General features: G+C 37.5%; 6 protein-coding genes and 1 pseudogene. All 7 read left to right on the forward strand.

What is annotated here, in order from left to right; genetic code table 11:
- Positions 1-147 precede the first annotated feature (147 nt).
- The 7 genes and pseudogenes from HT693_RS05095 to HT693_RS05125 all read left to right on the forward strand — a co-directional run bounded on the left by HT693_RS05095 (position 148) and on the right by HT693_RS05125 (position 11,109).
- On the forward strand, positions 148-3,759 hold the full coding sequence (locus tag HT693_RS05095; protein ID WP_172924976.1) for a trypsin-like peptidase domain-containing protein: 3,612 nt from the start codon (positions 148-150) through the stop codon (positions 3,757-3,759).
- Between the two features lie 289 nt (positions 3,760-4,048).
- Positions 4,049-5,023, forward strand: a pseudogene (locus HT693_RS05100) (Rpn family recombination-promoting nuclease/putative transposase).
- 1,146 nt (positions 5,024-6,169) lie between these two features.
- Positions 6,170-6,622, forward strand: coding sequence for a YhcH/YjgK/YiaL family protein (locus tag HT693_RS05105; RefSeq protein WP_000587463.1), 453 nt, complete (start codon positions 6,170-6,172; stop codon positions 6,620-6,622).
- Between the two features lie 18 nt (positions 6,623-6,640).
- The gene (locus tag HT693_RS05110) at positions 6,641-7,978 is read left to right on the forward strand and encodes a sugar ABC transporter substrate-binding protein (RefSeq protein WP_000738778.1); all 1,338 of its coding nucleotides are present in this window, start codon (positions 6,641-6,643) and stop codon (positions 7,976-7,978) included.
- Between the two features lie 78 nt (positions 7,979-8,056).
- Positions 8,057-8,941 (forward strand): sugar ABC transporter permease, encoded by an 885-nt coding sequence (locus HT693_RS05115; RefSeq protein WP_023941560.1) that lies wholly within the window; start codon positions 8,057-8,059, stop codon positions 8,939-8,941.
- Positions 8,941-9,774 carry a carbohydrate ABC transporter permease gene (locus tag HT693_RS05120; protein ID WP_050208637.1) on the forward strand — a complete coding sequence of 278 codons (834 nt, stop codon included), beginning with the start codon at positions 8,941-8,943 and terminating at the stop codon, positions 9,772-9,774. Before HT693_RS05115 ends, HT693_RS05120 begins: the two co-directional genes overlap by 1 nt.
- A gap of 231 nt (positions 9,775-10,005) precedes the next feature.
- The gene (locus tag HT693_RS05125) at positions 10,006-11,109 is read left to right on the forward strand and encodes a Gfo/Idh/MocA family oxidoreductase (RefSeq protein ID WP_172924978.1); all 1,104 of its coding nucleotides are present in this window, start codon (positions 10,006-10,008) and stop codon (positions 11,107-11,109) included.
- Positions 11,110-11,307: the final 198 nt, after the last annotated feature.

Genomic DNA, 11,307 nt, shown 5'->3' on the forward strand with positions numbered 1-11,307 from the left:
ACGAAGTCAGTAACATATACATACGGCACGACAAGGCTGACATGGTTTGAAGAGTATGGAACAATCATAACTTATTTGAAGATTTTAAAAGATTGTAAGCTATTATATCTGGATAAATAAGTATTAGAAACTAAAGTGAGGAAAAAGATGTTTTTATATTTAAAAGGTTTAGGAAAATTTCGTAAGTCAAAAGCTTATGGATTGGTGGGATGTCTGGCATTAGTGAGTATGATTGGATTATCGGTTCCTGATTTACCAGTTATTGGTGGTGGGGTCGTTTATGCTGACGTTATTCAAGGTGGCGATGATATAAAAGATGTGAGCGTTCATGAGAAGTCCGCTGAGGGTGTTGCTATGACTTATACCACTTATGATAGTGGTACGAGTGGGAAACAAACCGCATCAGGTAGCGGTGTCTTTGTAGCGCCGAATGTCATGGTAACAGTAGCTCATAACTACTATGATAAAAACCAAGATGATAAGTCTGCGGTCTTGCGTGGTGGGGCGTCTGCTCGTAGTTATGTTGTGATGAACTCAGACACAGAGAAAAGTAACAAAGTACCGACATCAGGAGTATCAGAAGCTCTTGAAAAAGACTCTATTCACTTATATAACGGCAAAGACTTTGGTAAAGACTATAGCAACGACTTAGCAGTAGTGGTAACTAAAAAGCCTGTAGAAGCTATGACGGGTGGTGAGGACTCTCCAAGAGAGTTGAGCCATAAAGAGGTTTCTACTGGTGATAAAATCACTATGGTCGGATATCCCAATGATTTTTCTACTCCAAATTTAAGTAAAGAAAATAAAGCTCGCTTGAAAGACGGTAAGGCTTATTCAGTCTCAACAACTGTGAGCAGTATCAATAAAGAGAGCGGTGCAGTCACTTATCATTCCTCAGCTTTGGGAGGTTTTTCAGGTGCTCCTTTGTTTAATGATAAGGGAGAGGTAGTCGGTATCCACCAGCACGGAACAAATACTTCAAACGCTCCTGAGAGTGAGCGTATTGGCGGTGGTACTATCTTTACGGAAAAGCACAGAACTTGGATTCGTTCTATGATTGATAAATATGGTATAAAGGGTTGGTATATAGATGGTGCAAACCGTTACTATTATGATGAAAATCACAGAGCCTTAAAAGACGTAGAGTATGAGATTGACGGTGCTTTGTATCGTTTTGATGAAAAAGGTCGAGCGACTTTAGTAAAAGGTGAAGAAAAAGGCCGCGTTCTACTTCGAGTGGAAGATACTAAAGGAACTCCTTTGATTTCAGATAAGGTTGTTCAGGAAGGTCCTGTTGGAAGTGGTTTGAATTTTCATTTAAGACAAAATCCAGACTTCAAACAGTTAATAGCAACTTCCCCAACAGCTAAAGTGGTATCTTACAATGGAGTTTCTGTCAACCAACTAGTAAGTGATACTAGTTGGTCTGATGAGTATGTCAGTAAGTTAGCTTTAGGTAATACCATTATAAAAGCTGTTGTTGACTCAGTAAATCCTTCATCTACTTCGTCTTCTGATTTCGCAAGAACGGAGGTTGGTAAGGTTGACTTGAGTGGCAAATCCAACTTACCTATGCCTAGTAAAGAGGTGTTACAAGCTCCGAATGGCTCAGAAAATTTCTATGCTACAACGCACATTCAAACGCCAGATGGGTCGGGGTCAGGTACTTTAATTGCACCCAATTTGGTGTTAACAGTCGCTCATAATTTTTTAACAGTTAAAGGTTCTGAGGTCGTTACGAAATCTGGTCGCACCAATACAGTGTATAAAGCAACCTTACCGAATGGGTTGTCTGTGCATTTTTCAGATGATGATATTGTTTATTGGAATAAAAAAGATTCCGTATTTGGATTTAAAAATGACTTAGCCTTGGTTCGACTAAAAGAAGATTTCAAAGCGGTATCTCCTGTAGAGATGGTTTCTGAGTCAACTTCTATCGCTAAGGGTGAAAAAGTTTCGGTTTATGGTTTCCCGGACGGTCGTTTATCTCCAGTCTTGGATAGTGAAGTTGTAGATACTACTGATTTCGGTTCAGGTATTGAGGGTATCAGCTATGAAGGCACAAAACCCGGAGCGTCTGGCGGTGGTCTTTATAATGACAAAGGTACTTTAATTGGAGTTCACCAAAATGGTGTTGTAGGAAGCCGCAGTGGTGGTTTGGTTTTATCAAAAGAGCAACTGGATTGGGTTCGTTCTTATATTGAAGGTAAACCAAAAGAGCCTGTCTATGTAAAAGATGAAGTTTTGGTGGATGAGAAGGATAAGGATAAACTTCCTTCAACTCCAAAAGACGAAAAACCAAGTACACCTAAAATAGAGTCTGATAAAGATAAAGTAGAACCTCCTCTCAAACCGCAAAAGGAGCCGAAAACAGAGGTTATTACCACTTACGAAGGTGATAGTACCCTTGAGGTTGGAAAAGAGCGTACAGAGGATACTAAGGGTGAAAAAAAAGGTGTTCCACTTATTTACCGAGTAGTGTATAAAGGTACTAAGCCGAAAGTAGAAAAAGAATCGATTGCTTTTGATACTCTTTACCAAGGAGATGAAACAAAAGAGCTTGGTTTCCGTTCAGTTGTAGAGGGTAAAGGAGGGGTGGTTACTCGAACTACTACTTATCAAGTAGATAAGTATACAGGAGCGGTATCTTCTCAAGTTTCTGAGAAGAAAATAGCTCCTCAATCCAAGGTGATTACTTTAGGTATTAAACCCAACAGTGTCATAAAAGAACTTCCGATTACAGAGCGTTTTGAGGACTCCGAAGAGTTAGAGAAAGGGAAAACGGAGGTTGTTTCGGAGGGGTATGTAGGTAAAGAAGTTACTAAGGTGACTTATAAGGTCTTAGCTGATGGAAAGATTGTTGAAAATTCTCGTACAGTCGAGGTTACACCTATGAAAGAACGTGTGGTTCTTAAGGGTGTGAAGGAAGTGGTGTCATCGACGGAAGAAAACTCAAGTAATCTCAAAGAGGAAGTGGTATCTCCAGATAAAGTAGAGTTTCTAGTTCCAAAAGATGCGCCAATCAGAGAAGAACTGCCTGCGTCTAGTGAGGAATTTTCAGAGTCAGAGGTTTTAGTATCGGGAGAAAAAATACCAGGAGACCTTGGGAAGTCTATAGTATCTTCAAAAGAACTAGTCCCTGAAAGAGTGGAAGTTCCAGACTTTGTGGCTAAAGTTACAGGTGGAGAAAAATTGACAGTAGAAGGGCACCGAGATGAGAGAAAAATAAAGACTCCATCAAAACAGGAAAGATTATCTAGCCCAGAAACCACTGCTCAATTCACAACGAACGGGACAGGCTCGTCATCGTTAACAGCTGTTTTTGGCGTTGAAGCGGATAACATGTCACTTTCTACTGTTGAACATTCTGTTATTACATATAATCAACAAAGAGGATGGCATAAGATAAATAATCAGTGGTATTTTAGAAATTCCGATGGGAAAGAACGGACAGGCTGGATGAAAGAAAATGATGCATGGTATTATTTTGATGCGAATGGAATCATGCAAACCGGTTGGTTACAGGATACAGACGGTAATTGGTATTATCTCAAGGATAATGGCATGATGGAGGTAGGCTGGTTCCAAGATTCAAGTGGCGCGTGGTACTACTTAGGATCATCTGGTTCCATGGAATCCAATACATGGATTTATTATAAAGGAAAGTGGTACTATATCGATGCTTTTGGGAAACTACTTTTCAATTCGCTAACACCAGACGGCTATAGAGTGAACGAGTACGGGGAATGGATCAACTGATTTTGCTTTATGACCTATTGACGAGCAAGCGAGTAGTATAAAAAACATTAGAATTAATAGTCTAGGAAGTGGTAAGAGTTCTCTAAAACGGCTGATTTTGTAATCTTTTTTGTAAAATAGAGTCTTTAATAAATAATATGAGCAAGATTTATCTCTTTACAAGTGAATTAGGATTAATAATTTTTAACTTTCTCGCTTCTTTTGTCTTTCTTTTCCGAATAAATAGATAGTAGCAGTAAATCTAGTAAACCTAGATTTAAAAATGTGCTATAATGAAAGGAGAGGAAATATGATTCTAAGACATCCGGGCATTAGCCCGACCAATGATTTGGTTGCTAAGAAAATCTTTAGCAACCCAGAAATCACTTGTCAATTTATCCGCGATATGCTGGATTTACCAGCAAAAAATGTGACCATTTTGGAGGGAAGCAATATTCATGTCTTGACTTCCATGCCCTATTCGGCGCAAGATTTCTATACCAGTATAGATGTTTTGGCGGAGTTGGATAATGGTACGCAAGTTATCATCGAAATTCAGGTTCATCATCAGAATTTTTTCATCAATCGTTTATGGGCTTACTTGTGCAGTCAGGTCAATCAAAATCTTGAAAAAATTCGTCAACGAGAAGGTGATACTCATCAGAGTTATAAACACATCTCACCAGTATACGCTATCGCAATTGTGGATAGTAACTAGTTCTCAGATGACTTGGCTTTTCATAGTTTTAGCATGCGAGAGGATTCGACAGGTGAGGTTTTAACAATTACAAACAATGGACAGGAAAACCATCTAGTCAAGATGGCGTTCTTGGAATTAAGAAAATACAGAGAAACCAGCAAAGACAAGGTTCGTAAACCATGGTTAGAGTTTTTCGGGAATAAACCCTTTACCCAGCAGCCCGAGCGAGCCATCAGCCAAGCAGATCAACTGCTGGACTACAAGAGCTGGTCCGAGGAGGATAGGAAAATGTTTAGTGAACAACGCAGGCGAGAAGAACAAGCCATGTTAGCACAGGACTATGCTTTGGAGCAAGCTGAGGAAAAAGGTTTAGAGAGAGGTCTTGAACGTGGTCGCGCAGAGGGGATTGAACAAGGCATCGAAAAAGGTTTAGAACAAGGACTTGAACGTGGGAAAGTTGAAGGAAGTTTGTCTATGCTACTAAATCTAGTCCACCAAGGACTTCTGACTTCCGAGGTTGCCAGTCAGCAATTGGGCATGACTGTTGCTGAGTTTGAAGTATTATTGAAAGACCATCATAAATAAGAATGTTGAATCTCAAATTCAAGTTAGGCAGAGAGAAGAAATTTTCAGAGAGATTTGCGATCCAACTATTTTTTAGGACAATCATTGCTTCACCTCTCGATGAAGGCAACTTTTTTAGAAGTCGTTTTTTTAGGTAAGAGGATTGACTTTAGGAAATCATCTACGAGTCAGTTTTTTTAAGTCCTCATATAGAGACTCTAGGCATAAAATCTTAAAAATCACAAACACGCATAGTATCAGGTAATTAAAAAAACTTGATATTATGCGTTTTATAGTGCATTGAATCTATATTAGGACACAACAATTCTTAAATCATTGTTAGAAATTGGTTTGAATTTTCCAATCAATTTGTTCGATTTTTACATCATTGCATTATATCATGCGACTATTAACCTTGTCTTCTCCTAAAATTGACTTTCTTGTTTTCTTATCTTGTCCACTCGAAACAAGTATTGTAAGAATTTGATTATTTTTGAAAGTACTTTTAATATATTTGATATAGTTAAAAAAGATTTGAAACTAAATTCCAAATTAGAAAAAGACTTGAAATACTAAAAAAAAAGTATACTCTAATTGGAAACGGTAACAAAACTAATTTAGAGAATGAAATATAGAGTATTTCTTTCTTAAAAGTTTTTGGTGAAACGAGATGTAGAAAGGAGATTTAGCCAAAGAGTCTATTAGTGCTAGAATAATAGATTAGAATTATTTTAGAAAAACGAAGTGAGCAGCTTATAAATTCAAGTCCCCAAATAGATTCATACTAGTATCTTTTGCAAAAAATAAAGGGCGGACTTCCTTCATGAATATCAATTTCATCTATAAGGAAGGTAGCTCATTGAACTAACTTATTTATTCTGTTTGTCGCTAGAAAAATCAGACCTCCTTGTGAAGATTGAGGAGATACTGAATGAAAATCAAAGAAGAAACTAGCAAGCTAGCAGTAGATTGCCCAAAACACCGCTTTGAGGTTGTAGATAAGACTGACCTATATAATCCAAGGTGAAGCGACTGTGGTTTGAAGAAATTTTCAAAGAGTATAGGTTAGAGAGTGTAGTGTTTTTATGTCCTTCTAGTAGAAAATGCTAGACAGAAGAATGGGGAACTTGGATAGGAAAAATAGATTGAGAAAGGAGGTTAGAAGAGATGATTATTACAAAAATTAGCCGTTTAGGAACTTATGTGGGAGTAAATCCACATTTTGCAACATTAATAGATTTTCTAGAAAAAACAGGACTAGAAAATTTAACAGAAGGTTCGATTGCTATCGATGGTGATCGATTGTTTGGGAATTGCTTTACTTATCTAGCAGATGGTCAAGCAGGGGCTTTCTTTGAAACACACCAAAAATATTTGGATATTCATTTAGTTTTGGAAAACGAAGAAGCCATGGCTGTTACGTCGCCGAAAAATGTAAGCGTTACCCAAGAGTATGATGAAGAGAAGGATATTGAATTATACACAGGGAAAGTGGAACAGTTGGTTCATTTGAGAGCTGGCGAATGCCTCATCACTTTTCCAGAAGATTTACATCAACCCAAGGTTCGTATAAATGATGAACCTGTGAAAAAAATTGTCTTTAAAGTTGCGATTTCTTAATGTAGAAAGGGAAGAACGATGAAAAAAATGAGAAAGTTTTTATGTCTAGCTGGAGTTGCGCTAGCAGCCGTTGCCTTGGTAGCTTGTTCAGGAAAGAAAGAAAGTACAACTAGTACTGAACCACCGACAGAATTATCTGGTGAGATTACAATGTGGCACTCCTTTACTCAAGGACCACGTTTAGAAAGTATTCAAAAATCAGCAGATGCTTTCATGCAAAAGCATCCAAAAACGAAAATCAAGATTGAAACATTCTCTTGGAATGACTTCTATACTAAATGGACTACAGGTTTAGCAAATGGAAATGTGCCAGATATTAGTACAGCTCTTCCTAACCAAGTAATGGAAATGGTCAACTCAGATGCTTTGGTTCCGCTAAATGATTCTATCAAGCGTATTGGACAAGATAAATTTAACGAAACTGCCTTAAATGAAGCAAAAATCGGAGATGATTACTACTCTGTTCCTCTTTATTCACATGCACAAGTCATGTGGGTTAGAACAGATTTGTTAAAAGAGCATAATATTGAGGTTCCTAAAACTTGGGATCAACTCTATGAAGCTTCTAAAAAATTGAAAGAAGCTGGAGTTTATGGCTTGTCTGTTCCGTTTGGAACAAATGACTTAATGGCAACACGTTTCTTGAACTTCTACGTACGTAGTGGTGGAGGAAGCCTCTTAACAAAAGATCTTAAAGCAGACTTGACAAGTCAACTTGCTCAAGATGGTATTAAATACTGGGTTAAATTGTATAAAGAAATCTCACCTCAAGATTCTTTGAACTTTAATGTCCTTCAGCAAGCTACCTTGTTCTATCAAGGAAAAACAGCATTTGACTTTAACTCTGGCTTCCATATCGGAGGAATCAATGCCAACAGTCCTCAATTGATTGATTCGATTGATGCTTATCCTATTCCAAAAATCAAAGAATCTGATAAAGACCAAGGAATTGAGACCTCAAACATTCCAATGGTTGTTTGGAAAAATTCAAAACATCCAGAAGTTGCTAAAGCATTCTTAGAATCACTTTATAATGAAGAAGACTACGTTAAATTCCTTGATTCAACTCCAGTAGGTATGTTGCCAACTATTAAGGGGATTAGCGATTCTGCAGCCTATAAAGAAAATGAAACTCGTAAGAAATTTAAACATGCTGAAGAAGTGATTACTGAAGCTGTTAAAAAAGGTACTGCTATTGGTTATGAAAATGGACCAAGTGTACAAGCTGGTATGTTGACTAACCAACACATTATTGAACAAATGTTCCAAGATATCATTACAAATGGAACAGATCCTATGAAAGCTGCAAAAGAAGCAGAAAAACAATTAAACGATTTATTTGAGGCTGTTCAGTAGATGTAAAAGACTAGAAAATAGGTGGGCTAGTGAGCTGAAAAGCCCTAGCCCAATCTTGTAAAAGAAGGGAGAAGGAGAATGGTTAAAGAACGTAATTTAACTCGCTGGATATTTGTTTTGCCAGCTATGATTATCGTAGGATTACTCTTTGTTTATCCGTTTTTCTCGAGTATTTTTTATAGCTTTACCAATAAGCATTTGATTATGCCCAATTATAAATTTGTTGGTTTAGCTAACTATAAAGCTGTGCTATCAGATCCCAACTTCTTTAATGCGTTCTTTAATTCAATTAAGTGGACCATTTTCTCATTAGTTGGTCAAGTTTTAGTAGGGTTTGTATTGGCTTTAGCTCTTCACAGAGTACGCCACTTCAAGAAATTATATAGGACCTTATTGATTGTTCTTTGGGCATTTCCTACCATCGTTATTGCCTTCTCTTGGCAGTGGATTCTAAACGGGGTTTATGGCTACTTACCTAATCTAATCGTAAAATTAGGTTTAATGGAACATACACCTGCATTTTTGACAGATAGTACATGGGCATTCCTATGTTTGGTGTTTATCAACATTTGGTTTGGAGCACCAATGATTATGGTTAATGTGCTTTCAGCTTTGCAAACAGTACCAGAAGAACAATTTGAGGCTGCTAAGATAGATGGTGCTTCAAGTTGGCAGGTGTTCAAGTTTATCGTCTTTCCACATATTAAAGTAGTTGTAGGGCTTCTAGTTGTTTTGAGAACTGTATGGATCTTTAATAACTTTGACATTATCTACCTTATTACGGGTGGTGGACCGGCTAATGCTACAACGACGCTTCCAATTTTTGCTTACAACCTGGGTTGGGGCACTAAATTGTTGGGTCGTGCTTCAGCAGTTACAGTGTTGCTCTTTATCTTCTTGATGGCGATTTGCTTTATCTACTTTGCTATCATCAGTAAGTGGGAAAAGGAGGGTAGAAAATAATGAAGAAGAAATCCAGTATTTATTTAGATATTCTCTCACATGCACTCTTGATTGGTGCGACTATTGTTGCAATTTTCCCATTGGTATGGATTATCATATCGTCTGTCAAGGGGAAAGGGGAATTGACTCAGTATCCAACACGATTTTGGCCTGAACAGTTTACATTAGATTATTTTATACATGTTATCAACGATTTGCACTTTATTGATAACATTCGAAATAGTTTAATCATTGCCTTAGCTACAACCCTTATTGCGATTATTATTTCTGCTATGGCAGCCTACGGTATTGTTCGATTCTTCCCTAAATTGGGAGCAATCATGTCGAGACTACTCGTCATTACCTATATTTTCCCACCAATTTTGTTAGAAATTCCCTATTCAATTGCCATTGCTAAAGTTGGGTTAACAAATAGTTTATTTGGCTTGATGATGGTTTATCTATCTTTTAGTGTTCCATATGCAGTTTGGCTCTTAGTTGGATTTTTCCAAACAGTTCCAATTGGAATTGAAGAAGCAGCTCGAATTGATGGTGCAAATAAATTTGTAACGTTTTATAAAGTTGTGCTACCGATTGTAGCACCAGGTATTGTAGCAACAGCTATTTATACATTTATCAATGCTTGGAATGAATTCCTGTATGCCTTGATTTTGATTAACAATACAGGAAAGATGACAGTAGCAGTAGCCCTTCGTTCACTTAATGGTTCAGAAATACTAGACTGGGGAGATATGATGGCAGCGTCTGTTATTGTAGTTCTTCCATCAATCATTTTCTTCTCTGTCATCCAAAATAAGATTGCAAGTGGATTGTCAGAAGGATCTGTGAAGTAATACTCAATGAAAATCAAAGAGCAAACTAGCCGCAGGCTGCTCAAAGTACAGCTTTGAGGTTGCAAATAAAACTGACGAAGTCAGCTCAGAACACGTTTTTGAGGTTGTAGATGAAGCTGACGAAGTCAGTAACCATACGCACAGTAAGGCGACGTTGACTCGGTTTGAAGAGATTTTTGAAGAGTATAAGTTAAAATTAGAAAGTTTATTCAATAATAAAGGAGAAAAAACATGGTTAAATACGGTGTTGTTGGAACAGGGGATTTTGGAGCTGAATTGGCTCGTTATATGCAAAAGAATGATGGAGCAGAGATTACTCTTCTCTATGATCCAGATAATGCAGAAGTAATTGCAGAAGAATTGGGAGCAAAAGTAGCAAGTTCCCTAGATGAGTTGGTTTCTAGCGATGAAGTAGATTGTGTTATCGTCGCAACTCCAAATAATCTTCATAAAGAACCAGTTATCAAGGCCGCACAACATGGTAAAAATGTTTTCTGTGAAAAACCAATTGCGCTTTCTTATCAAGATTGTCGCGAGATGGTAGATGCATGTAAAGAAAACAATGTGACCTTTATGGCAGGACATATTATGAACTTCTTCAATGGTGTCCATCATGCAAAAGAACTCATTAATCAAGGAGTTATCGGAGACGTTCTATATTGTCACACAGCTCGTAATGGTTGGGAAGAACAACAACCGTCAGTATCATGGAAAAAAATTCGTGAAAAATCAGGTGGTCACTTGTATCACCACATCCATGAGTTGGATTGCGTTCAATTCCTTATGGGGAGCATGCCTGAAACTGTAACCATGACAGGTGGAAATGTGGCCCATGAAGGTGAACATTTCGGTGATGAAGATGATATGATTTTTGTCAATATGGAATTTTCTAGTAAGCGTTTTGCCTTGTTAGAATGGGGTTCAGCTTATCGTTGGGGTGAACATTATGTCTTAATCCAAGGAACCAAAGGTGCCATTCGCTTAGACTTATTCAACTGTAAAGGAACTCTTAAGCTAGATGGACAAGAAAGTTATTTCTTGATTCACGAATCGCAAGAAGAAGATGATGATCGGACTCGTATCTATCATAGTACAGAGATGGATGGATCAATTGCTTATGGTAAACCAGGTAAACGTACTCCATTATGGCTATCATCTGTCATTGATAAAGAAATGCGCTATCTGCATGAGATTATGCAAGGAGCTCCAGTATCAGAAGAATTTGCAAAACTTTTGACAGGTGAAGCTGCCCTAGAAGCAATTGCTACTGCAGATGCTTGTACCCAGTCTATGTTTGAAGATCGCAAAGTAAAATTGTCAGAAATTGTAAACTAAATTTTGGTATTCTCCTATTATAGGTCGACTTGCTCCTCTGAAAGTACTTTTAGAGGAGCTGTTTGACTTGGCTAGTTTTTGAAACTGAAATCTATTATACTACAAACTCTTGAAAGCGTTTTAATTTTAAGGTATAATAATCTCATAGAAATAAAGAAAAAAGAAAGGGAGGAAAGAGGATGCCACAGATTAGTAAAG

The sequence above is a fragment of the Streptococcus sp. 2154 genome (assembly GCF_013277255.1).
GTDB classification, from domain to species: domain Bacteria; phylum Bacillota; class Bacilli; order Lactobacillales; family Streptococcaceae; genus Streptococcus; species Streptococcus pseudopneumoniae.

Coding starts and splice junctions, on each gene's coding strand:
- HT693_RS05115 (WP_023941560.1), top strand. CDS start 8,057: ATGGTTAAAGAACGTAATTTAACTCGCTGGATATTTGTTTTGCCAGCT.
- HT693_RS05110 (WP_000738778.1), top strand. CDS start 6,641: ATGAAAAAAATGAGAAAGTTTTTATGTCTAGCTGGAGTTGCGCTAGCA.
- HT693_RS05120 (WP_050208637.1), top strand. CDS start 8,941: ATGAAGAAGAAATCCAGTATTTATTTAGATATTCTCTCACATGCACTC.
- HT693_RS05095 (WP_172924976.1), top strand. CDS start 148: ATGTTTTTATATTTAAAAGGTTTAGGAAAATTTCGTAAGTCAAAAGCT.
- HT693_RS05125 (WP_172924978.1), top strand. CDS start 10,006: ATGGTTAAATACGGTGTTGTTGGAACAGGGGATTTTGGAGCTGAATTG.
- HT693_RS05105 (WP_000587463.1), top strand. CDS start 6,170: ATGATTATTACAAAAATTAGCCGTTTAGGAACTTATGTGGGAGTAAAT.